Source organism: Pseudaquabacterium pictum, from assembly GCF_005403045.1.
Lineage (GTDB): Bacteria > Pseudomonadota > Gammaproteobacteria > Burkholderiales > Burkholderiaceae_C > Pseudaquabacterium > Pseudaquabacterium pictum.
The window spans coordinates 128,267-154,390 of record NZ_BJCL01000003.1 but is presented as its reverse complement, the minus strand read 5'-3'; the positions used below and the strand labels follow the sequence as shown (position 1 = coordinate 154,390).

23 protein-coding genes and 2 tRNA genes are annotated in these 26,124 nt (G+C 70.7%); 20 read left to right on the top strand and 5 right to left on the bottom strand.

Translation table 11 applies throughout. The features are described from left to right. The 3 genes from FFT10_RS07650 (at position 1) to FFT10_RS07640 (ending at position 3,341) form a co-directional block, all read left to right on the top strand. Positions 1-1,164: an ABC transporter permease gene (locus FFT10_RS07650; RefSeq protein ID WP_137732207.1), complete on the top strand. Its 1,164-nt coding sequence runs from the start codon at positions 1-3 to the stop codon at positions 1,162-1,164. Between the two features lie 40 nt (positions 1,165-1,204). After that, positions 1,205-2,455 carry an aminotransferase class III-fold pyridoxal phosphate-dependent enzyme gene (locus FFT10_RS07645; RefSeq protein ID WP_228026999.1) on the top strand — a complete coding sequence of 417 codons (1,251 nt, stop codon included), beginning with the start codon at positions 1,205-1,207 and terminating at the stop codon, positions 2,453-2,455. 61 nt (positions 2,456-2,516) lie between these two features. Continuing rightward, the gene (locus tag FFT10_RS07640; protein WP_137732206.1) at positions 2,517-3,341 is read left to right on the top strand and encodes a proteasome-type protease; all 825 of its coding nucleotides are present in this window, start codon (positions 2,517-2,519) and stop codon (positions 3,339-3,341) included. Here FFT10_RS07640 and FFT10_RS07635 read toward each other — a convergent pair. The 3 genes from FFT10_RS07635 to FFT10_RS07625 all read right to left on the bottom strand — a co-directional run bounded on the left by FFT10_RS07635 (position 3,313) and on the right by FFT10_RS07625 (position 7,234). Then, on the bottom strand, positions 3,313-5,178 hold the full coding sequence (locus tag FFT10_RS07635; protein ID WP_137732205.1) for a PEP-CTERM sorting domain-containing protein: 1,866 nt from the start codon (positions 5,176-5,178) through the stop codon (positions 3,313-3,315). The two genes, FFT10_RS07640 and FFT10_RS07635, sit on opposite strands and share 29 nt — an antisense overlap. After that, the gene (locus FFT10_RS07630) at positions 5,175-5,846 is read right to left on the bottom strand and encodes a PEP-CTERM sorting domain-containing protein (protein WP_137732204.1); all 672 of its coding nucleotides are present in this window, start codon (positions 5,844-5,846) and stop codon (positions 5,175-5,177) included. Before FFT10_RS07630 ends, FFT10_RS07635 begins: the two co-directional genes overlap by 4 nt. A 134-nt stretch (positions 5,847-5,980) precedes the next feature. Then, positions 5,981-7,234, bottom strand: a complete 1,254-nt coding sequence (locus tag FFT10_RS07625) for an MFS transporter (RefSeq protein ID WP_228027032.1) — start codon at positions 7,232-7,234, stop codon at positions 5,981-5,983. Between the two features lie 181 nt (positions 7,235-7,415). Here FFT10_RS07625 and FFT10_RS07620 point away from each other — a divergent pair, with 181 nt between their 5' ends. From FFT10_RS07620 to FFT10_RS07585, 8 genes are all read left to right on the top strand, one after another. Then, on the top strand, positions 7,416-7,961 hold the full coding sequence (locus FFT10_RS07620; RefSeq protein WP_137732202.1) for an ECF-type sigma factor: 546 nt from the start codon (positions 7,416-7,418) through the stop codon (positions 7,959-7,961). A 64-nt stretch (positions 7,962-8,025) separates the two neighbouring features. After that, positions 8,026-10,845 carry a serine/threonine-protein kinase gene (locus tag FFT10_RS07615; protein WP_137732201.1) on the top strand — a complete coding sequence of 940 codons (2,820 nt, stop codon included), beginning with the start codon at positions 8,026-8,028 and terminating at the stop codon, positions 10,843-10,845. 94 nt (positions 10,846-10,939) lie between these two features. Continuing rightward, positions 10,940-11,755 carry an alpha/beta fold hydrolase gene (locus FFT10_RS07610; protein ID WP_137732200.1) on the top strand — a complete coding sequence of 272 codons (816 nt, stop codon included), beginning with the start codon at positions 10,940-10,942 and terminating at the stop codon, positions 11,753-11,755. 109 nt (positions 11,756-11,864) lie between these two features. After that, complete coding sequence (locus FFT10_RS07605; protein WP_137732199.1) at positions 11,865-13,400, top strand: acyl--CoA ligase; 1,536 nt, start codon at positions 11,865-11,867, stop codon at positions 13,398-13,400. Positions 13,401-13,543: 143 nt separating this feature from the next. Further along, entirely contained in the window at positions 13,544-14,548 is a 1,005-nt protein-coding gene (locus tag FFT10_RS07600) for a Bug family tripartite tricarboxylate transporter substrate binding protein (protein WP_373282476.1), read from the top strand. Positions 14,549-14,576: 28 nt separating this feature from the next. Then, positions 14,577-15,086, top strand: coding sequence for a tripartite tricarboxylate transporter TctB family protein (locus FFT10_RS07595; protein WP_137732198.1), 510 nt, complete (start codon positions 14,577-14,579; stop codon positions 15,084-15,086). A gap of 12 nt (positions 15,087-15,098) precedes the next feature. Next, a complete protein-coding gene (locus FFT10_RS07590; RefSeq protein WP_137732197.1) occupies positions 15,099-16,619 on the top strand; it encodes a tripartite tricarboxylate transporter permease in 1,521 nt (506 codons plus the stop codon). Positions 16,620-16,634: 15 nt separating this feature from the next. After that, complete coding sequence (locus FFT10_RS07585) at positions 16,635-17,642, top strand: 2-dehydropantoate 2-reductase (protein WP_137732196.1); 1,008 nt, start codon at positions 16,635-16,637, stop codon at positions 17,640-17,642. Positions 17,643-17,655: 13 nt separating this feature from the next. Here FFT10_RS07585 and FFT10_RS07580 read toward each other — a convergent pair whose 3' ends face one another. Then, positions 17,656-18,420, bottom strand: a complete 765-nt coding sequence (locus FFT10_RS07580; RefSeq protein WP_137732195.1) for a fumarylacetoacetate hydrolase family protein — start codon at positions 18,418-18,420, stop codon at positions 17,656-17,658. A 172-nt stretch (positions 18,421-18,592) separates the two neighbouring features. Here FFT10_RS07580 and pyrG point away from each other — a divergent pair, with 172 nt between their 5' ends. The 9 genes from pyrG (at position 18,593) to FFT10_RS07535 (ending at position 24,617) form a co-directional block, all read left to right on the top strand. After that, on the top strand, positions 18,593-20,236 hold the full coding sequence (gene pyrG, locus FFT10_RS07575) for a CTP synthase (RefSeq protein WP_137732194.1): 1,644 nt from the start codon (positions 18,593-18,595) through the stop codon (positions 20,234-20,236). 13 nt (positions 20,237-20,249) lie between these two features. Further along, positions 20,250-21,107, top strand: a complete 858-nt coding sequence (gene kdsA / locus FFT10_RS07570) for a 3-deoxy-8-phosphooctulonate synthase (protein ID WP_137732193.1) — start codon at positions 20,250-20,252, stop codon at positions 21,105-21,107. Between the two features lie 16 nt (positions 21,108-21,123). Further along, on the top strand, positions 21,124-21,429 hold the full coding sequence (locus FFT10_RS07565) for a DUF1330 domain-containing protein (RefSeq protein ID WP_137732192.1): 306 nt from the start codon (positions 21,124-21,126) through the stop codon (positions 21,427-21,429). Between the two features lie 37 nt (positions 21,430-21,466). Further along, positions 21,467-22,753, top strand: a complete 1,287-nt coding sequence (eno, locus tag FFT10_RS07560) for a phosphopyruvate hydratase (protein WP_137732191.1) — start codon at positions 21,467-21,469, stop codon at positions 22,751-22,753. Positions 22,754-22,772: 19 nt separating this feature from the next. After that, entirely contained in the window at positions 22,773-23,048 is a 276-nt protein-coding gene (locus FFT10_RS07555) for a septum formation initiator family protein (RefSeq protein ID WP_137732190.1), read from the top strand. Then, complete coding sequence (gene pnuC / locus FFT10_RS07550; RefSeq protein ID WP_228026998.1) at positions 23,045-23,686, top strand: nicotinamide riboside transporter PnuC; 642 nt, start codon at positions 23,045-23,047, stop codon at positions 23,684-23,686. Before FFT10_RS07555 ends, pnuC begins: the two co-directional genes overlap by 4 nt. Further along, a complete protein-coding gene (locus tag FFT10_RS07545) occupies positions 23,679-24,353 on the top strand; it encodes an AAA family ATPase (protein ID WP_137732189.1) in 675 nt (224 codons plus the stop codon). The genes pnuC and FFT10_RS07545 overlap by 8 nt, the downstream gene beginning before the upstream one ends. 69 nt (positions 24,354-24,422) lie before the next feature. Next, positions 24,423-24,498, top strand: a tRNA-Lys gene (locus tag FFT10_RS07540). Between the two features lie 43 nt (positions 24,499-24,541). Further along, positions 24,542-24,617 (top strand) — tRNA-Lys (locus tag FFT10_RS07535). A 76-nt stretch (positions 24,618-24,693) separates the two neighbouring features. Here FFT10_RS07535 and FFT10_RS07530 read toward each other — a convergent pair. Then, on the bottom strand, positions 24,694-25,950 hold the full coding sequence (locus FFT10_RS07530; protein WP_137732188.1) for an ABC transporter substrate-binding protein: 1,257 nt from the start codon (positions 25,948-25,950) through the stop codon (positions 24,694-24,696). Positions 25,951-26,124 lie beyond the last annotated feature (174 nt).

Below are 26,124 nucleotides of genomic sequence, written 5' to 3'. Positions count from 1 at the left end.
ATGACCGCCTTCCTCGCCCTGGTGCACACCGATCTGCTGCTGTACCTGCGCAACCGCCGCGCGCTGCTGATGAGCCTGGTGGCGCCGATCCTGATCGGCGCCTTCTTCGGCAGCCTGTTCAAGCAGCGTGAGCCGCAGGTGCAGCAGGTGCCGGTGGCGGTGGTCGATCTCGACGTCAGTGCGCTGTCGGCCCGTCTGCTGGCCGCGCTGCGGGCCGACCCGGCGCTGAAGCTGAGCACGCCCGGCGCCACCGCCGCACTGGATGGCGTGCGCCGCGGCACGCTGCGCGCGGCCATCACCGTGCCGGCCGGCTTCGGCGCGCAGGCGGTGGCGGCGGTGCAGGGCCGGGGCGACAAGCCGGCATTGGCGCTGGCGCATGACCCATCGCAGAACATGGTGCTTCCCCTGCTGCGCGGCCTGCTGGCCCAGCATGTCAGCCAAGCGGTGGCGCAGACGGCCTTCGGCGGCCCGGCCGATGGCAGCGGCCCGCGCCGCGGACCGGACTTCGCCCTGCCGTTCACCCTGCAGGAGACCAGCGCGGTGGTGCAGAAGCGCGCCGGCGACGGCTACGACAGCTATGCCCATTCGTTTGCCGGCATGGGCGTGCAGTTCGTGCTGCTGATGGCGGTGGACACCGGCATCGCCTTGCTGCTGCTGCGCCGCAGCGGCCTGTGGCAGCGGCTGCGGGTGGCGCCGCTGTCGCGGCTGCAGCTGCTGGGCAGCCGGGTGGCCTCGGGCGCGGTGATCGGCCTGGGCGTGTTCTTGGTGGTGTTCGGCGTCGCCATCGCGGTGTTCGGTGTGCGGGTGCAGGGCAGCACGCTGGGCCTGCTGGCGGTGCTGGCCGCCACCGCGCTGTGCAGCGCCACGCTGGGGCTGATGGTGGCGGCGCTGGGCCGCTCGCCCGAGGCCACCCGCGGCCTGGCCATCCTGGTGACGCTGCTGCTGGTGATGCTGGGCGGCGCCTGGGTGCCCAGCTTCCTGTTCCCGCCCTGGCTGCAGGCCGTGGCGGCCTGGACACCCACCCACTGGGCCGTGCAGGGCATGGACGCGATGACCTGGCGCGCCCTGCCGCTGGCCGATGCGGCCCTGCCGGTGGCGGTGCTGCTGGGTTTTGCGGCGCTGTTCGGCGCGGTGGCGCTCTGGCGCTTTCCCTGGAACGATTGACCGCCCGCCCTGGCTACCATGGCCGGCAGGAGGTTCTGCCATGGCCCACCCCACCGAAATGCTCGCCGAGACCGTCGACCAAGCCCTGCGACAGCGCGCCCGACGCGTGGTGCCGGGCGGCATGACCGGCCACCTCAACGCCGCCGCGCTGCCGGTCGGCTACCCGCAGTTCTTCCAGCGCGGTGACGGCTGCCGGCTGTGGGATGTGGACGGCCGCGAAGTCATCGACTTCATGTGCGCCTGGGGCCCCAACCTGCTGGGCTACCGCCACCCGGAGGTGGAGGCCGCCGCCCAGGCCCAGGCCGCGCTGGGCGATTGCCTGAACGGCCCGACGCCGCGCTTCGTCGAGCTGGCCGAGACCCTGGTCGACACCATCGCCCATGCCGACTGGGTGCTGTTCCAGAAGAACGGGACGGATGCCACCACCGTGGCGCTGATGGTGGCGCGCGCCGCCACCGGCCGGCGCAAGGTGCTGGCCGCCCAGGGCAGTTACCACGGCGCCGCGCCCTGGTGCACGCCGGTGCCCGCCGGCACCACGCCGGAGGACCGCGCCCACCTGATCCGCTTCCGCTACAACGACGTGGCCAGCCTGGAGGCCGCCGCGGCCGAGGCCGGGCCCGACCTGGCCGCGGTGCTGCTGGCGCCGATCCGGCATGACCTGGGCATCGACCAGGAATTGCCCAGCCCCGCCTTCGCCCAGGCCGCGCGGGCCCTGTGCGACCGCGCCGGCGCCGCCTTGGTGCTGGACGAGGTGCGCACCGGCCTGCGCCTGAACATGCCCGGCAGCTGGGAGCCGCTGGGCATCCGCCCCGACTTGAGCGCCTGGAGCAAGGCCATCGCCAACGGCCATGCGCTGGCCGCCGTCACCGGCACCGACGCACTGCGCGATGCCGCCGGCCGCATCTTCACCACCGGCTCGTTCTGGGCCGGCGGCGTGGCCATGGCCGCGGGCCTGGCCACGCTGGCGGTGGCCCGGCGCGACGGCCTGGTGGTCCACCTGGAACGCATCGGCAGCCTGTTCCGCCAGGGCCTGGCCGAGCAGGCCGTGGCGCTCGGGATCGGCATCCGCCAGAGCGGCCCGGTGCAGATGCCGCTGGTGCTGTTCGACGACGATCCGGCCTGGGAGAAGGGCATGGTGTTCTGCGCCGAGGCGCTGCGCCACGGCGCCTACCTGCACCCCAAGCACAACATGTTCCTGAGCCTGGCCCACACCGAGGCGGACATCGCCCAGGCGCTGCGCGCCACCGAGGCCGGCCTGCAGGCGGTGCGCCAGCGCTTCGGCGCGGGCTGATACCCTCGCGGGTTTGCCGGGCGCCGCGGGTGCCGGGCGCCTGCCAGACCCACCACATCCCATGACCTACTGCATCGGCATCCGCCTGAACGCCGGCCTGGTGTTCCTCAGCGACAGCCGCACCAACGCCGGCATCGACCAGATCAGCACCTTCCGCAAGATGATGGTCTACGAGAAGGCCGACGACCGCTTCATGGTGCTGCTGTCGGCCGGCAACCTCAGCATCAGCCAGAGCGTGCGCGAGATCCTGCAACTCGAGAAGATCGACCGCGGCCCCGACCAGCCGGCGCTGACGATCTGGAATGCCGAGAGCATGTTCGACGCGGTGCGGGTGCTGGGCGCGGCGGTGCGCCGCGTCTACCAGCAGGACGGCCCCAGCCTGAAGGCCGCCGGCATCGACTTCAACGCCAGCATGATCTTCGGCGGCCAGATCAAGGGCGAGGCGATGCGCATGTTCCTGGTCTATTCGGCCGGCAACTTCATCGAGGCCACCCGCGAGACCTGCTTCTTCCAGGTGGGCGAGAGCAAGTACGGCAAGCCCATCCTCGACCGGGTGCTGACGCCTTCCACGCCGCTGGACGAGGCCGCCAAGTGCGCGCTGGTGAGCATGGATTCCACGCTGAAGTCCAACTTGAGCGTGGGCCTGCCGCTGGACCTGCTGGTCTACCGCGAGGGCAGCTTCCGCACCGAGCAGATGGTCTGCATCGACGACCAGAACCCCTACTTCCAGATGATCCACAGCACCTGGGGCCAGCGCCTGCGCGAGGTGTTCGAGGGCATCGCCGACCCAGTGTGGGACGGCAGCGCCGCCGAGCACCCGCTGCAGGCCAGCGCGCGCTACGCGCCGATGGGCAAGATCAGCAAGCCCGAGGACCGGATCGTCTGAGCCGGGCCACACCGCCCAGCACCGCCAGGCCCAGCAGCAGGCTGGCCGCCGTGGCCGGCTCGGGCACCGGCGCCAGGAAGTCATGACCGCTGGCACCGACCGTGTTCAGCCCGGCCACGGACGGCGTGAGACTGTAGGCCGCCGAGTGGCCGAAGTCGGCCACGGCCGACCGGCCCAGCGTCGCGTAACTGCTGACATAGGCTCCGGCGTAGAGCATGCCGCTCACGGCCAGGCTGTGGCCGACCTGGGTGTTCAAGGTCAGCGCGTAGCGGCCCGTGGCGTTCTTGCTGGCATCCCAGCTGAGCGACACCTCCTGGAAGCTGGTCAGGTCGCGCAGTCGCACCTCGGCCAGTCCGTCCACGCTGAGAAAGCCGCCTGACTCGAACAGGGGCCGGCTCAGGCTGCCGCTGATGTCGAACTCGACCCGGTAGCTCACCGGCGTGCCCAGGGTCAGGCCCGCACCGCCCACCAGCACCGTGTCATAAAAGCGACCCTGCACCGTGGCGTTGCTGTAGCCGAGCGTCAGCACATGGCCCTGCAGGTCGCAGCAGTAGGGGTTGCTGACAGCGGCATAGGCCTTGAGCAGGCCCACCCGGCCAACGAACCGGGCATCGGCCCGGCCGCCCACCGGCGTCTCCGACAGCTCGCTGCGCACCTGCAACTGCCTGGCGTCGGGGTGGTTCAGCAGGTTCAGGTTGTCGTTGTTGCTGACGGTCAACCCCGCGCCCGGCGTGAACTGGACGGCGTTGGCCAGCAGGTTGGCGCTCAGCTGCCAGGTCTGGGCCATGCCGGCGGCGGGCCACAGCGTGCCCAGCGCCAGTGCCGAACCAGCCAGGCCCCGGCGCAGGCGCGGCCGGCGCAGCCCCAGCAAGGCCAGCCCGGCCAGCAGCATGACCGCGGGCGCCGGCTCGGGCACGCTGCTGACCTGGGCCCAGGCCACCGGGGGCAGCACGTCGGACACATCGCCGCGCACCAGGGTCACGCCGTTGCTGACGCGCAGCGCCAGCTGGCCGTCGAAGGCCAGATCCAGCGGCGCGCGGGCGGTCTGCCAGGCATCGGCCGGCGCGCCGGCCACGCGGCCGCGCAGGTCCAGCCCGGCGTACAGGCTGACGAAGCCGCTGCACACGCCGCGCACCACGCTGCAGCCGGTGGACTGCAGCGCACCGCTGTAGCCGAGCCCCGTGCCGGCCGTGCCGGCCTCGGTGCGCCAGACCGGGTCGAACGGGTGGTGGCTGTCGCCGGTGGCCACGCCGCCCAGCCACAGGAAGGCCTCCACCCCCGGGCGCAGCGGGTCGGCCGGATCGGTGCCGGTGAGCCGGCCGGCCAGCTGCAGCGACAACGTGACCTCGATCGGCGCCACGCGGGCGATCGGGTAGACCACCTCGAAGGTCTCCCACAGCTCGGCAAACGGGTAGCCGCGGGCGAAGCCCTCGCGCGGCGTCCCCGGCTGCTGCGCCAGACTGCTCTGCCATTGCAGCGACAGCGTGCCGGCAGCCACGTCGCTGGCCACCGCGCCGGTGCCCGCGAAGGCCTGGCCGTTGCTGCGCAGCCGGGCCTCGGCCTGCGCCTCGGCGCGGGCCGAGGTGTTGCGCGCGCCGCTGTCGACCCGCAGGCTCACCGTGGCCCAGTCCTTGGCGGGCGGCGCGGCGGCATCGGTCACCCGCTCCAGCAGCACGCCGTCGCGCCAGCCCTGGCCGCTGGCACTGGCCCCGTCCAGGTCGGTGGTGGCCCAGGTGCCCATGCCGATGCCCACCTGGGCGCGGCCGGCCTGCGCGGCCAGCGGCAGCAGGGCCAGCAGCAGCCAGGCGGCCGGCAGGCCGCGGCGGCGGCGGCTCATGCGGCGCCCCGGCGGCGCAACGCCAGCAGCAGGCCGGCGCCGGCGGCCAGCAGCGCGGCGCTGGCCGGCTCGGGCACTGCACTGATCTGCACCTCGCTGAGCATGGTGGCGGTGTCGAAGCGGTGCACCTGCAGCTGCAGGCTGCTGCCGGTGAAGCCGGGGCCCAGCACCAGGGTGCTGGCGAACGGGGCGTCGCCGGCGGGGTCGGTGATGTCGAAGCGCTGCGACTGCGCGCCCACCGTCACGGTGAAGGCCATCGGCGTGGCCACGTTGCCGTGACCGTTGGCGTCGTCATGCCAGATGGTGACCTGGCTGAAGCTGTGCGACTGCGCGAAGTGGAAGGTGATGACCGGGTCGATGCCGGCCCAGCCGACGTAGGGGCCGGTGCCCTCGAGGTTTTCCACCGCGTCCCAGCGGCCGGTGGCGATCACGCCGTCGGTCAGGTCGCCCAGGCCACCGCTGAGCGGCGCGAAGTCCAGGCTGGTGTCGCCGCTGCCGGTGTAGGCCTTGTCCCAGTAGTTGAAGCTGCCCAGGTTGGCCTGGCCATAGCCGTTGGGCATGTCGTAGGCGGTGGGCGTCACCACCGTCTGGGCCGCGGCGGGCAGCGCGAGTTGAGCGGCCAGCGCCAGGGCGGCGGCATGGCAGGCCAGGGACGAACGCATGGACATGGTCGGATCCTTTGCAACCGTGGTCTGCCGCCCCCTTGACGGCAGATCCGTTGCTTCAGCCAACGCAGACTGCAGCGCCCGCCGGACACGCTTCACCCCCTTGAACGTGGGGGCGCTCCGCCTGTCCCGGCCCTTCAGGCCGGCGGCACGGCGCGCAGGTTGCCCGGTGCGTCGGCGCGCCACAGCGCATCCCGCCAGGCCCAGGCGATGGCCGCGGCCAGCAGCACGCCGGTGGCCAGCATCGCGTGGGCCGTCCAGGCATAGCCGATGCGCGGGATCAGCGCCCCGGCCAGCAGCAGGCCCAGCGGCAGCGGGTAGATGGCCAGCATGCGCGCACCCATGATGCGGCCGCGGAAGCGCTGGTCGGAGCCACGCAGCAGCAGCATCGACAGTGCCAGCATGCTGATGCTCTGCGCCGCGCCGGCCGCCGCCAGCAGCACCATCGCCAGCCCGGGCTGCCGCGCATGCACGAAGCCCAGCAGGCACAGGTACCACAGCCCGCAGCCCCACAGCATGGTGCGCGCCGGCCGCAGCCGGCCGCCCACCATGCCCATCAGCACCGATCCGGCCAGCGCGCCGCCGGCAAAGCTGGCCACCAGCCAGCCCAGGCCACGCTGGTCGAGATGGAACACGTCGCGCGCGATGTAGGGCATCAGCCCGCCGCTGAGCGGAAACGCCGTCAGGTTGACCAGCGCCGCCACCGCCATCGCCGCCAGCAGCACCGGCGTGTGCCAGATGTAGGCCAGGCCCTCGCGCAGCTCACGCCAGGGCGACGGCGGTGCCGCCGGCGCCTGGCCCGGCACTGGCGCCACCGGCAGGTGGCGGCCGCTGTCGGCGCGCAACGTCAGCAGCGCGCCGCCCAGGTGGATGGCGGTGATCGCCGCGTAGGCCACCACCATGCCGAAGGCGGCCACCACGCCGGCGCCCGCCAGCGCACCGGCCACCTTGGCCGAATCCATGCTGGTGCGCGAGATGCCCATGGCCGCCATCAGGTGCTGCGGCGGCACGGTGGCGCCCACCAGGGCGGTGCGCATGCCGATGTCCGACGGCCGCAGCAACCCGGCCACGCCGGCCACTGCCAGCACCGCGCCCGGGCTGAGCCGGCCGGTGGCCGCCAGCAGCAGGATCACGCCGGCCAGCGCGGCATAGGCGAAGCGCATGCTGGCCAGCACCCGGCGCAGGCCCAGCCGGTCGGCCAGCGTGCCCAGCAGCGGCGAGGCCAGCGTGCCGACGAACTGCAGCGCGCCGAAGGCGGTGAGCCACAGCACCGAGCCGGTCTGCACCAGCACATACCAGCCCAGGATCAGCGTCTCCATCTCCAGCGCCCAGGCGGTGCACAGGTCGGCCGGCCACTGGAAGCGGAAGCTGCGGGTCTGGAACGGTGCCAGGAAGGATGCGCGCGCCGGTGGCTGCCCGGAGGTGCCAAGAGCAGTGGCGATGGTGGTGTCTCCTCGTCAGGGCAGCGCATGGTGGCGCCGCCGCCACGTGGCCACCAGCACCTGAGCGACAGGCCCGGGCGGGGCAGCGCCCCCCCAGTTTCAGGGGAAGCACCCATGCGAACATGAACCCATGCCGCCGCCCGCCCGCACTGCCGACGCCGACGACTTGCCGCCCGCCTCCTGGGAAGCCGCCTACCCCGAGCTGAAGAAGATCGCCCGCGCCCGGCTGCATGCCGCCCAGCATGGCGCGCCCGGCCTCAGCACCACCGCCCTGGTGCACGAGAGCTTTCTGCGCCTGGCCGGCCGGGTCGATGCGCTGCAGTTCGACAGCCGCGGCCATTTCTATGCCTATGCCGCCCGGGTAATGCGCTCGGTGATCGTCGACCTGGTGCGTGCGCAGGCCGCCGACCGCCGCGGCGGCAGCGCCGCCCATGTGACGCTGGACACCGTGGTGGCCGACGGCCTGGCCGGCCCCGACGATGCCGAGGCCCTGCGCGTGGACGAGGCGTTGACCGCCCTGGCCACGGTGGAGCCGCGCCTGGCGCAGGTGGTGGAGATGCGCTACTTCGCCGGCATGAGCGATGACGAGATCGCCCAGGTGCTGGGCCTGACCGACCGCACCGTGCGGCGCGACTGGGACAAGGCCCGGCTGCTGCTGCGGTCCATGCTGGCCTGATGGCCTGATGGGCTGAGGGCCTGGTGTCCGTTCCCGCCCGCCGGGCCCGTTGGCCCCTGCAGCGATGACCGCCCTGCCCTGCCCGCCCGAACACTGGCCGGCCTTCTCGCGCCGGCTCGATGCCCTGCTGGCGCTGCCGGCCGAGGCCCGCGCGGCAGCCCTGGAGGCCCTGCCGGCCGACGAGGCTGTGCTGCGCCCCTGGCTGGCGGCGGTGCTGGCCCGGCAGGCCGATGCGCTGGCCGACGGCTACCTCACCGCGCCCCACCTGGCGCCGGCCGCCGATGCCACGCCCGCGCACCAGGCCGGCCAGCGCATCGGCCCCTGGCAACTGCAGCGCGAGCTGGGCCGGGGCGGCATGGGCGTGGTCTGGCTGGCCGAGCGGGCCGATGGCGCCTATGCCCGCCAGGTGGCGCTGAAGCTGCCCCACCTGCACCTGCTGGAGAACCTGAACGCCGCCGCCGTGCGTGGCCGCTTCGCCCGCGAGCGCGACATCCTGGCGGCGCTGGCCCATCCGCACATCGCGCGCTTCTACGACGCCGGCGTCACCGAAGACGGGCAGCCCTGGCTGGCGCTGGAGGCGGTGGACGGCCAGAACATCACCACCTGGTGCCAGCAGCGCCAGCTGCCGCTGGATGCGCGCCTGGCGCTGTTCGACCAGGTGGCCGACGCGGTGGCCCATGCCCACGGCCGCCTGGTGGCCCACCGCGACCTGAAGCCGGCCAACGTGCTGGTGACGGCCGACGGCCAGGTCAAGCTGCTGGACTTCGGCATCGCCAAGCTGCTGCAGGCCGGCGAGCGCGACAACCCGGCCGAGGACGCCGACAGCACCGTGCTCACCCGCGCCCAGGGCGTGCTGGCCACGCCGCAGTACGCCGCACCGGAGCAACTGGCCGGCGGCCCGGTGAGCGTGGCCACCGATGTCTATGCGCTGGGGCTGATGCTGTTCGAGCTGCTGACCGACCAGCCGGCGTTCACCGGAACGCGGCGGGACGCCACGCTGGACGAACCGCCGCAGCCCTCCCGCGTGGCTGCCACGCCGGCGCTGCGCCGGGCGCTGGCGGGCGACCTGGACGCCATCGTCACCCAGGCGCTGCAGACAGCGCCCGAGGCGCGCTACGCGTCGGTGGCGGCCCTGGCCGACGACCTGCGCCGCCACCGCCAGCACCTGCCGGTGCGCGCCCGCCGGCTGGGTGCCGGCCAGCGGTTGGCGCGCTTCGTGCGCCGCCACCGGCTGCCGGTGGCGCTGGGCAGCGCACTGACGCTGGCGCTGGTGGCCGGCGTGGCCGGCGTGCTGTGGCAGGCCCAGGAGGCCCGCGCCCAGGCCCGCCGTGCCGAAGCGGTGAAGGACTTCCTGCTCGGCGTCTTCAGCGCGGCCGACCCACGCCTGGCGGGCGGCAAACCCAACGGCCAGACCACCGCCAAGACCCTGCTCGACCGCAGCGCCGCCCGCATCGACGCGCAGTTCGCCGATGACCCGGACCTGCGCATCGAGCTGCTGCGCACCGCCGCCGATGTCTACCGCGAGCTGGGCGAGGACGACGCCTACGAGGCGCTGCAGCAGCGCCAGCTGGCCCTGGTGCTGCAGCGCCACGGCCCATTGCACGACAACGTGCTGAACGGCCAGCTGGAGGCCGCCACCCGGGCCTACCTGCGTGGCAGCCTGGCCGACTGCCGCCGCCTGCTGGCCGACGCCGACGACAGCATTCGCCGCGCCGGCCGCGACACCGACCCGCTGCGCGCCCACTGGTGGATGACCCGCGGCATCTGCCTGCGTGACCAGGCCGACCAGGCGGCCGCCCGGGTGGAAGCGCTGCAGCAGGCGCAGGCCCTGTTTGCGCAGCTGGAGCCCGGCCAGCGCGGCAACGTCACCGCGCTGATGGAACTGGCCACCGAGCACAGCACCCAGGGCCGCCATGCCGTGGCGATCACGCTGAACCGGCAGGCCGTGGCCATGGCCGAAGCCCTGCCCCGGCGAAACGAGGCCGAGTTGCAGACCCTGTACGGCAACCTGGGCCTGGCGCTGCAGCAGCAGGGCGACCTGGACGCCGCTGCTGCCGCATTGGGGCAGGCCGCCGACATCGCCGAGCTCACCAGCGGCGCCGACTTCAGCACGGCCTGGGTGCCGCGCAGCCGGCATGCCCGCACGCTGCACCTGGCCGGCCAGCGGGCGCCGGCCCAGGCGCAGTTCCAGCGCCTGCTGGCGCAGATCGCCCGGCAGCCGGATGGACCCGATGCCAACATCGTGCGCGAGGACGCCGGCGAACGCCTGGCCGCCGAAGGCCGCCCGGCCGACGGCCTGCCGCTGCTGCAGCAGGCGCTGGCCGCCTACCAGCGAAGTGCGCAGTTCGAATTCGACCAGCGCCGGGTGCAGCGCCACCTGGGCGACGCCCAGGCCCGCCTGGGCCGGCAGGCCGAGGCGCTGGCCACGCTGCAGGCCGCGCTGGCGGCCTACGAGGCCGCCGACGCGCCCCAGCGCCAGCCCACGGCCGCCTGCCGCGAGCGCCTGGGCCGGCTGCTGCTGGACATGGGCCGCACCGAGGCGGCACGGGTGCAGCTGCAGCGGGTGGTGGACGAGGCGGCCGTCAAGACCTGGAGCCATGTGGCCCTGGCCCAGGCCGGGCTGGCGCGGGCGGCACTGGCCCGCGGCGCGCTGGCCGAGGCGCAGGCATTCAGCCAGCAGGCCCTGGCCACCTGGGATGCGCTGACCGGCTTCCGCGACGTGCGCATGCAGGCCTACCTGTGGCGGGTGCGCGCGGCGGTGCTGGCCGCGGCGGGCGATGCAGCCGGCGCCCAGGCCCTGCGCGACCGCGCGCTGGCCGCCGCCCGCCGCACCGACGCGCCGGACAGCCCCACCATCACCCAGCCGCTGGCCCTGCTCCTGTGACGCGGGCGGCCGCTGGGCCCGTCGCTCTAGAAACCGCGGTCGGGCGCAAGGCACACTTGCGGGTTTTCCCGAGCCTGCTGCCGAGCTGTCCGCGATGCGCCCCACCCTGGTCTTTTCCCATGCCAACGGCTTTCCGGCCGGCACCTACCGCCAGCTGTTCGCCCTCTGGCGGGCGGCGGGCTGGCGGGTGCTGGCGGTCGAGCAGTTCGGCCATGACCCGGCCTACCCGGTCACCAGCAACTGGCCGCGGCTGCGCGACCAGCTGATCGACTTCATCGACGCCCAGGCGCCGCAGGGCGCCCACCTGGTGGGCCATTCGCTGGGCGGGCTGCTGAGCCTGCTGGCGGCCAGCCGCCGGCCCGACCTGGCCCGCAGCCTGGTGATGCTGGACTCGCCGGTGTTCACCGGCTGGCGCAGCCACACGGTGCAGGTGCTCAAGCGCAGCCGGCTGATCCAGCGGCTGGGCCCGGGCAAGGTGTCGGCCACCCGGCGCCATGCCTGGCCCACCCGCCAGGCGGCGCTGGACCACTTCGCCGCCAAGCCCAAGTTCGCCCGCTGGGCACCCGGCGTGCTGGCCGACTACATCGCCTGCGGCACCCACCGGGAGGGCGGCGAGATGGTGCTCAGCTTCACCCGCGAGGTGGAGACGCGCATCTACAACACCCTGCCCCACCACCTGGGCCGGGTGCTGCAGCGCCATCCGTTGCGCTGCCCGGTGGGCTTCATCGCCGGCACCCGGTCGACCGAGATCCGCCAGGGCGGCATCGAAGGCGCGCGCCGCCTGGCCGGCGACGACCTGGTGTGGCTGGAAGGCAGCCACCTCTATCCGATGGAGAAGCCGCAGCAGACGGCCGAGGCGGTGCTGGACCTGCTGGCGCGGCTGCAGGCGACAGCGGCGCCAGGCGCCTGAGCGGGCCAGCGGCGCTGGCTGTGGCGACGCAGCATCGCACGCAAGCCCGGGTGTGCCAGCCAGGGTGCCTCGGGTATAACGGGCCGATTTGCCCTTCCCAGCCCCCGCCATGCAACCCACCCTCCAGACTTTGCTCGCCACCGGCGCCGACACCGCACCGGCGATCTCGGCCCCGTCGCGCAGCCCGCTGTCCTTCGGCGCCCTGCGCAGCTTGATCGCCGACACCCTGGCCACCCTCAACGGCCTGGGCATCGGCCGCAACGACCGCGTCGCCATCGTGCTGGCCAACGGGCCGGAGATGGCCACCTGCTTCATGGCCTGCGCCAGCGGCGTGGCCAGCGCGCCGCTGAACCCGGCCTACCGCGCCGACGAGTTCGAGTTCTACCTGGCCGACCTGAACGCGAAGGCGTTGATCGTGGAGCGCGACAGCACCTCGCCCGCCATCGCGGTGGCACAGAAGCTGGGTGTGCGCCTGATCGACCTGGTGGTGGCCGACGGCGCGCCGGCCGGCCAGTTCAGCCTGCAGCCGCGTGACGGCGCCGGCGGCACCGCCGCCGCGACCTCCACAACAGCAGGTGGCTACGCCGAGCCGGGCGACGTGTCGATGGTGCTGCACACCTCGGGCACCACCTCGCGGCCCAAGATCGTGCCGCTGTCCCAGGGCAACCTGGCGGCCAGCGCCACCCACATCAAGCGCACGCTGCAGTTCAGCGCCACCGACTGCGGCCTGAACATCATGCCGCTGTTCCACATCCACGGCCTGATCGCCGGCGTGCTGTCGCCGCTGGCTGCCGGCTCGCAGGTGTTCTGCACGCCGGGCTTCAACGCGCTGAAGTTCTTCGGCTGGATGGACGAGGCCAAGCCCACCTGGTACACCGCCGTGCCCACCATGCACCAGGCCATCGTCGGCCGCGCCAGCAAGAATCTGGATGTGATCGCGCGGCACCCGCTGCGCTTCCTGCGCTCCTCGTCCAGCTCGATGCCGCCGCAGGTCATCGCCGAACTGGAGGCGGTGTTCAAGGCGCCGCTGATCGAGAGCTACGGCATGACCGAGGCCACCCACCAGATGGCCAGCAACCCGCTGCCGCCGGCGGTGCGCAAGCCCGGCACGGTGGGCGTGGCCGCCGGCCCCGAAGTGGCCATCATGGCCGAGGACGGCAGCCTGTTGCCGCGCGGCGACACCGGCGAGATCGTCATCCGCGGCCCCAACGTCACCGCCGGCTACGAGGCCAATGCCAAGGCCAATGCCGAGGGCTTCCGCGACGGCTGGTTCCGCACCGGCGACCAGGGCGTGATGGATGCCGACGGCTACATCAGCATCACCGGCCGGCTCAAGGAGATCATCAACCGCGGCGGCGAGAAGGTCAGCCCGCGCGAGGTCGACGAGATCCTGATGGACCACGCCGCCGTGGCCCAGGTGGTGTGCTTCGGCATGCCCCACCCCAAGCTGGGGGAGGAAGTGGCCGCCGTGGTGGTGCTGCGCGAAGGCCAGACCACCACCGAGCGCGAGCTGCAGCAGTTCGTGGCCGGCCGTGCGGCCGACTACAAGGTGCCCAAGAAGATCCTGTTCATGGACGAGATCCCCAAGGGCGCCACCGGCAAGCTGCAGCGCATCGGCTTGGCGCAGAAGCTGGGCTTGGGCTGACTTTTCCGCGCTGTCGATTCAGGTTTCCCTGAATCACTTGTTGCGCGGATCTGAATTGACCGTTGCCGCCGGTCTTCCTACATTCAGATGACAAGGCCGCTTCGGCGGCTTTTCTTTGGCCTGAACTTTCCGAGGAGCACCCCTTGAAGCTGTTGACCCGCCTGGCCTGCTCGGCCGCTGCCGCCCTCGCCCTGACCGCCGCGCCGCTGGCTGCCCTGGCCGCCTGGGAGCCCACCAAGCCGGTCGAGTTCGTGGTGCCTGCGGGCACTGGCGGCGGTGCCGACCAGATGGCCCGCTTCATCCAGGGCGTGGTGGCCAAGAACAAACTGATGAAGCAGCCGATCATCGTGGTCAACAAGAGCGGCGGCGCGGGTGCCGAGGGCTTCCTGGATGTCAAGGGCGACAAGGGCAACGGCCACAAGATCGTCATCACGCTGAGCAACCTGTTCACCACCCCGCTGGCCACCGGCGTGCCGTTCAACTGGCGTGACCTGACGCCGGTGCAGATGCTGGCGCTGGACCAGTTCGTGCTGTGGGTGAACGAGGAATCGCCCCACAAGACGGCCAAGGCCTACCTGGACGCGGTGAAGGCCGGCGCGCCCAACAGCTTCAAGATGGGAGGCACCGGCAGCAAGCAGGAGGACCAGATCATCACCGTGATGATCGAGAAGGCCGCCGGCAAGAAGATGACCTACATCCCGTACAAGGGGGGTGGCGACGTGGCGGTGCAGCTGGTGGGCAACCACGTGACCAGCACCGTCAACAACCCGATCGAGGCCGAGAGCCACTGGCGCGCCGGCAAGCTGCGCCCGCTGTGCGTGATGGACAAGGCGCCGATGCCCTACAAGACCAAGCTCACCGCCACCCAGAGCTGGGCCGACATCCCGACCTGCGCCTCGGCCGGCCTGCCGGTCGACTACGTGATGCTGCGCGGCATCTTCATGCCCCCGGGCGTGACGCCCGACCAGGTGGCGTTCTACACCGACCTGTTCAAGAAGGTGCGGGCGCTGCCCGAGTGGAAGGACTTCATGGACAAGGGCGCCTTCAACACCACCGCACTGTCCGGGCAGGAGTTCTTCGACTGGCTGGGCAAGAACGAGCAGATGCACCGCGTGCTGATGCGCGAAGCCGGCTTCCTGGCGCAGTAGTTTCCACGCACCCGCAGGCAGGCCCCCGATGAGCGACGACGACCGCGAAGACCGATCCACCGCCGTGCGCACCCAGGGCCCCGAGCTCGCGGTGGCCGGTTTCCTGTTCGCCATCGCACTGCTGGTGATCACCGACAGCCTGCGGGTGGGCATCGGCTGGGCCGATGACGGTCCGCGCGCCGGCTATTTCCCGTTCTACATCGGTCTGCTGCTGGCGGCTTCCAGCGGCTGGGTGGTGCTGGGCACGCTGCGCCGCTGGTCGGCCGACACCGAGGAGTTCGCCACCCGCAAGCAGGTGGGGCTGGTGCTGTCGGTGCTGGTGCCGATGGTGATCTACGTGGCGCTGATCTTCGCCATCGGCATCTACATCGCCTCGGCGCTGCTGATCGGCTACTTCATGTTCCGCCACGGCAAGTACAAGGCCGTGGTGGCGCTGCCGGTGGCCATCGGCGTGCCGCTGTTCTTCTTCGCGGTGTTCGAGAAGTGGTTCCTGGTGCCCCTGCCCAAGGGTCCGATCGAGCAGCTGCTCGGGCTGTGACGGAGCCGGACCATGGAAGAACTCGGCAACCTCGCGCACGGCTTCAACATCGCCCTCACGCTGCCCAACGTGGGCTTCATGTTCGTCGGCATCATCCTGGGCGTGCTGATCGGCGTGCTGCCCGGCCTGGGCGGCGCCAACGGCATCGCCATCCTGCTGCCGCTGACCTTCAGCATGAATCCCACCTCGGCGATCATCATGCTGAGCTGCATCTACTGGGGTGCGCTGTTCGGCGGGGCGATCACCTCGATCCTGTTCAACATCCCCGGTGAGCCCTGGAGCGTGGCCACCACGTTTGACGGTTATCCGATGGCCCAGCAGGGCAAGGCGGCGCAGGCGCTCACGGCCGCCTTCACCAGCAGCTTCGTCGGCGCGCTGTTCGCGGTGCTCTTGATCACCTTCCTGGCGCCGCTGCTGGCGAAGTTCGCGCTGAAGTTCGGCCCGGCCGAGTTCTTCGCGGTGCAGTTGCTCACCTTCGCCAGCTTCGTGGGCATGAGCAAGGAGCCGCCAGCCAAGACCCTGGCCGCGATGATGCTGGGCTTCGCCCTGGCCGCCGTGGGCATGGACACCGTCACCGGCACGCTGCGCATGACCTACGACCAGCCGGTGCTGCTCAAGGGTTTCGACTTCCTGATCGCGGTGATCGGCCTGTTCGGCATCGGCGAGATCCTGCTGACGATGGAAGAGGGTCTGGCCTTCAAGGGCAAGAGCGCACGCATCAGCAGCCGCGCGGTGTGGAACACCTGGACCGAGATCTTCAAATACTGGAAGACGTTCCTGCGCAGCACGGCCATCGGCTGCTGGATGGGCATCACGCCGGGCGGCGCCACACCCGCGTCCTTCATGAGCTACGGCATGGCCCGGCGCATGGCCAAGCACCCCGAGCGTTTCGGCAAGGGCGACATCCAGGGCGTGATCGCGCCCGAGACGGCGGCGCACGCCGCCGGCACCAGCGCCCTGCTGCCGATGTTGACGCTCGGCATCCCCGGCAGCCCCACCGCAGCGGTGCTGCTGGGCGGCCTGCTGATCTGGGGCCTGCAGCCCGGGCCGATGCTGTTCGTCGAGCAGAAGGACTTCGTCTGGGGCCTGATCGCCAGCATGTACCTGGGCAACATCGTCGGCCTGATCGTGGTGCTGACCACCGTGCCCTGGTGGGCGGCCATCCTGCGCATCCCGTTCAGCGTGATCGCGCCGGTGATCATCGTCATCTGCGCCATCGGCGCCTACACCGTGCACAGCTCGATGTTCGACGTGGTGCTGATGCTGGTGTTCGGTGTGCTGGGCTACCTGTTCAAGAAGCTGAAGTACCCGCTGGCGCCGCTGGTGCTGGCCCTGGTGCTGGGCGACATGGCCGAGGCCAGCTTCCGCCAGGCCATGCTGCTGAGCCAGGGCAGCCTGGCCATCTTCTGGTCGAATCCGCTGGTCGGCAGCATCGTGGCCCTGGCGCTGGTGATGCTGCTGTGGCCTCTGTGGGGCCTGGTCAAGCGCGGCGTGGCGCAGCGCGAGGGCGGCGCCTTCGGCGAAGTGAAGTGATGCGAGACTGATGCGATGAAGTTTGCAGTGGTGGGCGCCGGCGCGATCGGCGGGTATCTGGGGGCCAGGCTGGCCATCGCGGGGGAAGAGGTCACCTTCATCGCCCGCAACCGCAACCTGGCGGCGATCAACGCCAACGGCTTCAAGCTGATCGAGGAAGACGGCACCGAGCAGCACACCCGCGCGGTGCGCGCGGTGCAGTCCATGGCCGATGCCGGCCCGCAGGATGTGGTGCTGCTGACGGTCAAGGCCCACCAGGTCATCGACCTGTTGCCCGGTCTGCGCGACCTGTTCGGCCCGCAGACCCTGCTGGTGACGATGATCAACGGCATCCCCTGGTGGTATTTCCAGGGCCTGGCCGGCCCGCACCAGGGCCGCGGCCTGGAGTCGGTGGACCCGGGCGGCCAGCTGGCCGCGGCCATCGAGCCCGAGCGCATCATCGGCAGCATCGTCTACCCGGCCGCCGAGCTGCTGGAACCCGGCGTGGTGAAGGTGGTGGAAGGCAACCGCTTCACCATCGGCGAGCTCACCGGCGAGCGCACCGAGCGCATCGACGCGCTCAGCCAGGCGCTGATCCGCGCCGGCTTCAAGGCGCCGGTCAGCAAGGACATCCGCAGCGAGCTGTGGGTCAAGCTGTGGGGCAACCTGAGCTTCAACCCGATCAGCGCGCTGACCCATGCCACGCTGGAAGACATCTGCCGCTTCCCGGCCAGCCGCGCGCTGGCCGCCGGCATGATGGCCGAGGCCCAGAAGGTGGCCGAAGCCCTGGGCGTGCGCTTCCGCATCAGCCTGGAGCAGCGCATCGCCGGTGCCGAGGCCGTGGGCGCCCACAAGACCAGCATGCTGCAGGACGTGGAGGCCGGCCGCGCCCCCGAGATCGCCGCCTTGGTGGGCGCCGTGGTCGAGCTGGGCCAGATCACCGGCGTGCCCACGCCGCAGATCGGGGCGATCTACGGCGCCATGCAGCTGCTGGCGCACACGCTGGCGCAGCAGAAGGCCAAGGTGGGCTTGACGCCGGCCTGACCGGCGTCGCGCCTCAGCCGTAGGTGTTGGCCAGCGTGCCGATGCCTTCGACCACCACCTGCACCTCGGTGCCCGGCTTCATCGGCATCGCGCCCAATGAGGTGCCGCACAGGATCACGTCACCCGGCTGCAGGGTGATGTCCTGCGAGATGCGGTGCACCAGCTCGGCGGGGCTGAAGAACATGTCGGCCAGGGCGTAGTTCTGGCGCTCGCGGCCACCCACCAGGGTGCGCAGGCTGGCGGCCGATGGGTCGAAGTCCGTCTGGATCACCGGGCCCAGCGGGCAGAAGCCGGGCATGCCCTTGGCGCGGGTCCACTGCGGGAAGCTGGGATCGCGGTTCAGCAGCTCCAGCGCGGTCACGTCGTTGGCCAGGGTGTAGCCGAAGATGTGGGCCGGCGCATCGGCCAGCGACACGGCCTGGGCCGTGCGGCCGATCACCACCGCCAGTTCACCCTCGTACAGCACGCGGCCGTCGTAGGCGGCGGGCACCGGGATGGCCCTGCCGTGGGCGTTCAGGCTGCCGATGGCCTTGACGAAGTACAGCGGGTCGGCGGGCGTGGCCCAGCCGTTCTTCTCGGCGGCGGCGCGGAAGTTGTTCCACAGGCCCAGCATCTGCCCCGGCTGGCAGGGCGGCAGCCACTGGCAGTCGGCCACCGGCAGCATCTGGCCGGTGGGCTCGGGCTGGTCGAACAGGTTGCCGCGGTGCACCTGCACCTGGTCGCCGGCCAGGCGGCCGAAGCCGGTGGCGCCGGCATGGCTGAATCGCATCCACTGCATCGGGTTGTCCGTCGCGAAGTCTGAGGAGGTGCCGATCTTGCCTGCGCACGGCCGCCCGGCCCATGCTGGGATGCCCGCAGCCACCCCTCGCCTATAATCGCGCTTTACCACCAGAGCATTCCTGAGTCCTGCCGATCACGCGTCGGTGGCGTACCGCCGGGTGCTGCACGACATGACCAAGTACGTCTTCGTCACCGGCGGTGTGGTGTCCTCTCTCGGCAAGGGCATCGCGTCGGCCTCGCTGGCGGCGATCCTCGAATCGCGCGGCCTCAAGGTCACCCTGATCAAGCTGGACCCCTACCTCAACGTCGATCCGGGCACGATGAGCCCGTTTCAGCACGGTGAGGTGTTCGTCACCGACGACGGCGCGGAAACCGACCTCGATCTCGGCCACTACGAGCGCTTCATCACCACACGGATGAAGCGCAGCAACAACTTCACCTCGGGCCAGATCTACAAGAGCGTGCTCGAGAAGGAGCGCCGCGGCGACTACCTCGGCAAGACGGTGCAGGTGATCCCGCACGTCACCAACGAGATCCAGGAGTTCATCAAGCGCGGCGCGGTCGATGTCGATGTGGCCATCGTCGAGATCGGCGGCACCGTCGGCGACATCGAGAGCCTGCCCTTCCTGGAAGCGGTGCGCCAGATGAGCCTGAAGCTCGGCCCCACGAACACCGCCTTCGTGCACCTGACCTATGTGCCGTGGATCGCTGCCGCTGGCGAGCTCAAGACCAAGCCCACCCAGCACACGGTGCAGAAGCTGCGCGAGATCGGCATCCAGCCCGATGTGCTGCTGTGCCGTGCCGACCGCGAGGTGCCGGCCGACGAGCGCGAGAAGATCAGCCTGTTCACCAACGTGGTGCCGCACGGCGTGATCAGCATGTGGGACGTGGACACCATCTACAAGGTGCCGCGCCTGCTGCATGAGCAGGGCCTGGACGAGCAGATCTGCATGAAGCTGCAGATGCTGACCAAGGCCGCCAACCTCAACCGCTGGGACCGCCTGGTGCACGAGGTGGCCCACCCGCTGCACGAGGTGACCATCGCCATGTGCGGCAAGTACACCGATCTGTCGGACTCGTACAAGAGCCTGAACGAGGCGCTGCGCCATGCCGGCATCCACCAGCATGCCCGCGTGCGCATCGAGTACGTCGATGCCGAGACGCTGACGCCCGCCACCGCCGACAGCCTGGCCCAGTACGACGCCATCCTGGTGCCCGGCGGCTTCGGCAAGCGCGGCATCGAGGGCAAGATCATCGCTGCCCGGTACGCCCGCGAGCACAAGCTGCCCTACCTGGGCATCTGCCTGGGCATGCAGGTGGCCACCATCGAGTTCGCCCGCCATGTGGCCGGCCTGGCCGGCGCCAACAGCACCGAGTTCGAGCCCGAATCGCCGCACCCGGTGATCGCGCTGATCGACGAGTGGCAGGACCGCGACGGCAGCATCCAGAAGCGCGATGCCCACAGCGACCTGGGCGGCACGATGCGCCTGGGCGCGCAGAGCAGCGATGTGAAGCCTGGCACCCTGGCCCACCAGATCTACGGCCCGGTCGTGACCGAGCGGCACCGCCACCGCTACGAGGCCAACGAGAAGTACCTGGACCAGCTGCAGCAGGCCGGCCTGGTGATCTCGGCCATCACCCAGCGCGAGAAGCTCACCGAGATGGTCGAACTGCCGCAGGCCCAGCACCCCTGGTTCGTCGGCGTGCAGTTCCACCCCGAGTTCAAGAGCACGCCCTGGGACGGCCACCCGCTGTTCATCAGCTTCATCGCCGCCGCCCTGGCGCACCGCGCCGCCCCGGCCTTGGCCGCCTGACCGGAACGCTCCCATGCAACTCTGCGGCTTCGACATCGGCCTCGACCGGCCCTTCTTCCTGATCGCCGGCACCTGCTCCATCGAGAGCCTGCAGATGTCGCTGGACGTCGCCGGCACGCTGAAGGAGGCCTGCACCGCGCTGGGCATCCCGCTGGTCTACAAGGGCTCGTTCGACAAGGCCAACCGGTCATCCGGCACCAGCCAGCGGGGTGTGGGCATCGATGCCGGTCTGAAGATCCTCGACGAGGTGCGCCGGCAGACCGGCCTGCCTGTCCTCACCGATGTGCACGACGAGGCCCAGGTGCCGGCGGTGGCGGCCGTGGTCGATGTGCTGCAGACGCCGGCCTTCCTGTGCCGCCAGACCGATTTCATCCGCGCCGTGGCCCAGTCGGGCAAGCCGGTGAACATCAAGAAGGGCCAGTTCCTCGCCCCCTGGGACATGAAGAACGTGATCGACAAGGCCCGTGCCGCCGCGCGCGAGGTCGGCCTGTCGGAAGACCGCTTCCTGGCCTGCGAGCGCGGCGTCAGCTTCGGCTACAACAACCTGGTGGCCGACATGAGCAGCCTGGCCGAAATGCGCAAGTCAGGCGCACCGGTGGTCTTCGACGTCACCCACTCGGTGCAGAAGCCCGGTGGCCTGGGTGGCTCCAGCGGCGGTGCCCGCGAGATGGTGCCGGTGCTGGCGCGTGCCGGCGTGGGCGCCGGGGTGTCGGGCCTGTTCATGGAAACCCATCCTGACCCGGTCAAGGCCTGGTCCGACGGGCCCAACGCCGTGCCGCTGAAGCACATGCGCGCGCTGCTGGCGCAGCTGGTGGCGCTGGACCGGGTGGTCAAGGCGCAGCCCCTGCTCGAGAACGACTTCAGCTGCTGAACCCGAGGACCCTGCCATGCCCTGCGCCTACGTCATCGTCGACATGAAGATCAGCGACCCGGCGCAGTACCAGGGCTACATGGCCGCCGCGCCGGCGGCGGTGAAGGCCTTCGGCGGCGAGTACCTGGTGCGTGGCGGCCGGCATGTGGTGATGGAAGGCCAGTGGCAGCCCGCGCGCATCGCGATGCTGCGCTTCCCCAGCCTGGAAGCGGCGCAGGCCTTCTACGACGCCGAGCAGTACCGCGCCGCCCGGGCCCTGCGTGCCGGCGCCACCGAATTCTTCAACATGGTCGTGGTCGAGGGCGTGGACGCGCCGGTCTGACCACCCTGCCCCTTTTCACAACTCCAAAGGACTCCCCATGAGCGCCATCGTCGACATCGTCGGACGCGAGATCCTCGACAGCCGAGGCAACCCCACCGTCGAATGCGACGTGCTGCTGGAGAGCGGCACCATGGGCCGCGCCGCGGTGCCCAGTGGCGCGTCCACGGGCAGCCGCGAGGCCATCGAGCTGCGTGACGGCGACAAGGGCCGCTACCTGGGCAAGGGCGTGCTGAAGGCGGTGGAGCATGTCAACACCGAGATCAGCGAGGCCGTGCTGGGCCTGGACGCCAGCGAGCAGGCCTTCCTCGACAAGACCCTGATCGACCTGGACGGCACCGAGAACAAGAGCCGCCTGGGCGCCAATGCGACGCTGGCCGTCAGCATGGCCGTGGCCCGCGCCGCGGCCGAGGAATCGGGCCTGCCGCTGTACCGCTACTTCGGCGGCTCGGGCGGCATGAGCCTGCCGGTGCCGATGATGAACGTGGTCAACGGCGGCGCGCATGCCAACAACAGCCTCGATCTGCAGGAGCTGATGATCATCCCGGTGGGCGCGCCCAGCTTCCGCGAGGCCCTGCGCTGGGGCGCCGAGACCTTCCACGCGCTGAAGAAGATCCTGCATGACCAGGGCATCAGCACCGCCGTGGGCGACGAAGGCGGCTTTGCGCCCAACGTGGCCAGCCATGAGGCGGCCATCCAGATGATCCTGCAGGCCATCGAGCAGGCCGGCTACACGCCCGGCACGCAGATCGCCCTGGGCCTGGACTGCGCGGCCAGCGAGTTCTACCACGGTGGCCAGTACGTGCTGGAAGGCGAAGGCGGCCTGAAGCTCAGCGCCGAGGCCTGGACCGACATGCTGGCCAGCTGGGTCGACAAGTACCCGATCATCAGCATCGAAGACGGCATGCACGAAGGCGACTGGGCCGGCTGGAAGCACCTGACCGAGCGCCTCGGCCAGAAGGTGCAGCTGGTGGGCGACGACCTGTTCGTCACCAACACCAAGATCCTCAAGCGCGGCATCGACGAGCGCATCGCCAACTCCATCCTCATCAAGATCAACCAGATCGGCACGCTCACCGAGACCTTCGCCGCCATCGAGATGGCCAAGCGCGCCGGCTACACCGCCGTCATCAGCCACCGCTCGGGCGAGACGGAAGACAGCACCATCGCCGACATCGCCGTGGGCACCAATGCCGGGCAGATCAAGACCGGCAGCCTGAGCCGCAGCGACCGCATGGTCAAGTACAACCAGCTGCTGCGCATCGAGGAAGACCTGGGCGACATCGCCACCTACCCCGGCCGCGCCGCGTTCTACAACCTGCGCTGAAGCCAACCGCCGCGCCGCCATGCGCTTCGTCACCATCGCCCTGCTGCTGCTGCTGGCTGCCGTGCAGGCCGAACTGTGGCTGGGCGATGGCGGCATCCCGGCGGTCCTGCGCCAGCAGGCGAAGCTGGACGCCAAGCTGCAGGCCAATGCCGAGCTGATGCGCGCCAACCAGCGCCTGGCGGCCGAGGTCGACGACCTGCGCCAGGGCCTGGAGATGGTGGAAGAGCGCGCCCGCAGCGATCTGGGCATGGTCAAGCCCGACGAGATCCTGGTGCAGTACGCACCGCGCCGGTGACCGAGCTCCTGGCGGCCACCGCGCCGCTGATGGCACCGGCCTTCACCATCGCCGGCACGGCCGTCAGCTGGCTCGAAGGCCTGGCCCTGGTGCTGGCAGTGTGGATGGTGCTGTGCAACCTGCGGGTGCACCCGCTGGCCTGGCCGCTGGCCATGGCCAGCTCGGCGATGTACGGCGTGCTGTTCCTGCACAGCAAGCTGTACGGCGAGGCCGGTCTGCAGCTGCTGTTCTTCGTGCTGGCCGCCTGGGGCTGGTGGCAGTGGCTGCGCGGCACCGAGGCCGCCGGCCAGCCGCTGCAGGTGCGCGCCCTGCCCGGCCGGCAGCGGCTGCAGGTGCTGCTGCTGACGCTGGCCGCCTGGCCGCTGCTGGGCCTGCTGCTGCAGCGGCTGACCGACAGCGACGTGCCCTTCCTCGACGCACTGCCCACCGTGGGCAGCATTGCCGGGCAGATCCTGTTGGCCCGCAAGCGGCTGGACAACTGGCCGGTGTGGCTGGCCGTCAACTTGGTCAGCGTGCTGCTGTTCAGCGTCAAGGGCCTGTGGCTGACGGCGGCGCTGTATGCGCTGTTCGCGGTGCTGTCGGTGATCGGCTGGCGTGCCTGGACCACACTGGCGCGCGCAGAGCCGGCCCATGGCTGAGGCAACGCTGCGCATCGCCATCGTCGGTGCCGAAAGCACCGGCAAGACAGCCCTGGCCCAGGCCCTGGCCGAACGCCTGACCACACTGACCGGCCTGCGCTGCACCTGGGTGGGCGAACACCTGCGCGCCTGGTGCGATGCGCATGGCCGCACGCCGCAGCCTGACGAGCAGCCCGCCATCGCCGCGCAGCAGCAGGCCCTGATCGACGCCGCGGCGCAGACCCACGACGTCGTGGTCTGCGACACCACGCCGTTGATGACCGCTGTCTACAGCGACTGGCTGTTCAACGACCAGCGCCTGCATGCCGACGCCGTGGCCTGGCAGCGCCAGTGCCAGATCACGCTGCTGACGGCGCTGGACATCGCCTGGAAGCCCGACGGCTTGCAGCGCGACGGCCCGCAGGTGCGGGTGCCGGTCGACAACCGCGTGCGCAGCCTGCTGATCCAGAACGGCCTGCCCTGGGCCCTGGTGGCCGGCCAGGGCGCGGCACGTCTGGAATCGGCCGTGGATGCGGTGGCACCGCTGCTGCGCCAGCGCCGCGGGCCGGCGGCCGGCCTGTTCAGCCGTCTGGCAGACAGGGATGCCAGCCAGCCCGACTGGCGCTGGACCTGCGACAACTGTGACGCGCCCGATTGCGAACATGCGCTGATGCGCCTGCGCGGATGAACACAAGCGGCCCGCACCTCTAGACAGACCTCCAAAATCCGGGCTAGAATCTTGTGCTTTACACGAACGGGGTCGTTAGCTCAGTCGGTAGAGCAGCGGACTTTTAATCCGTTGGTCGCGTGTTCGAGTCACGCACGACCCACCAGTGTTGAAAGTCAGGTGAGACCGGTCCGGTTCACACAGTTTCAGGGCTCTTAGCTCAGTTGGTAGAGCAGCGGACTCTTAATCCGTTGGTCGAGTGTTCGAGTCACTCAGGGCCCACCAACAAAACAAGCCCCTGGCGATGCAGATCGCCAGGGGCTTTGTCTTTGGGGCGCCGCCGCGCCCTGGAGCCATCGGCCTACTTCTTGACCAGCGGGCACACGCTCCTGGACAGCGGGAGGAAGGCCTGCTCGGCCGGGATCGTGGCCTTGAGCTTGTAGTAGTCCCAGGGGTAGTTGGACTCGCTGGGCTTCTTCACCTCGTACACATACATGTCGCGGATCAGCCGGCCGTCCTCGCGGATCTTGCCGTTCTTGGTCATGAAGTCGTTGACCGGCGTGGCCTTCATCTTGGCCATCACCGTGGTGGTGTCGTCGGTGCCGGTGGCGGCCACCGCCTTCAGGTAGTGGGTGATGCCGGAGTAGATGCCAGCCTGGGCCATGTTGGGCATGCGCTTGTGCTGCTCGAAGAAGCGCCGGCTCCACTTGCGTGCCTCGTCGCTGCTGTCCCAGTAGAACGCTTCGGTCAGCAGCATGCCCTGCGCCACCGGCAGGCCCATCGAGTGGATGTCGTTGATGAACACCAGCAGCGCGGCCAGGCGCTGGTTCTTGGTGATGCCGAACTCGTTGGCGGCCTTGATGCTGTTGATCATGTCGCCGCCCGCGTTGGCCAGGCCCACGATCTTGGCCTTGGACGACTGCGCCTGCAGCAGGAAGGACGAGAAGTCCGCGGCATTGAGCGGATGCCGGACCGAGCCGATCACCTTGCCGCCCTCGGCCTTGATGACCTCGGTGGTGTCCTTCTCCAGGTTGGTGCCGAAAGCGTAGTCGGCGGTCAGGAAGAACCAGCTGTCGCCGCCCGACTTCACCACCCCGCGGCCGGTGCCGGCGGCCAGCGCGTAGGTGTCATAGGTCCAGTGCACGCTGATGGCCGAGCAGTCCTCGTTGCTCAGGCGGCTGCTGGCAGCGCTGGGGAACAGCGCGATCTTGTTCTTCTGCTTGGCCACCTGCAGGGCTGCCAGCGCGGGCGCGGTGGCAGCCACGTCGCCCAGCATGTCGACCTTCTGGGTGTCGAACCATTCGCGCGCCTTGGCGGCGGTGATGTCGGCCTTGTTCTGGGTGTCGGCCACCACCAGTTCGATCGGCTTGCCCAGCACCTTGCCGCCGAAGTCGGCGATGGCCATCTTGGCGGCGATCACCGCGCCCGGGCCCACGATGTCGGCGTACACGCCGGACAGGTCGCTGAGCAGGCCGATCTTGACGATGCCGTCGGAGATCTTGTCCTGCGCCAGTGCACCGCCGGCGGCAACGACCAGGGCGGCGGCAGTGGCCAGGCGGGTCCAGCGTGCGGCACTGCGGGCTGCGACAGGCGTGGACGGGTGGTGGTGGATGTGCATGCGGTCTCCTCGCGTCAGGGTGGTGGCTTCCGCCTCTGGCCGGGCGGGCTGCGCAGGAGTCTAGGGTCAGCGCGGCCCGCCGGCCATGCGCCGTTGGCGAAGGGGAACTGTGGCCGCGGCATACCCTGGGGCAGACCCGAAGATCGACCCGCAGGCGACGTCGACCCGCAGCGT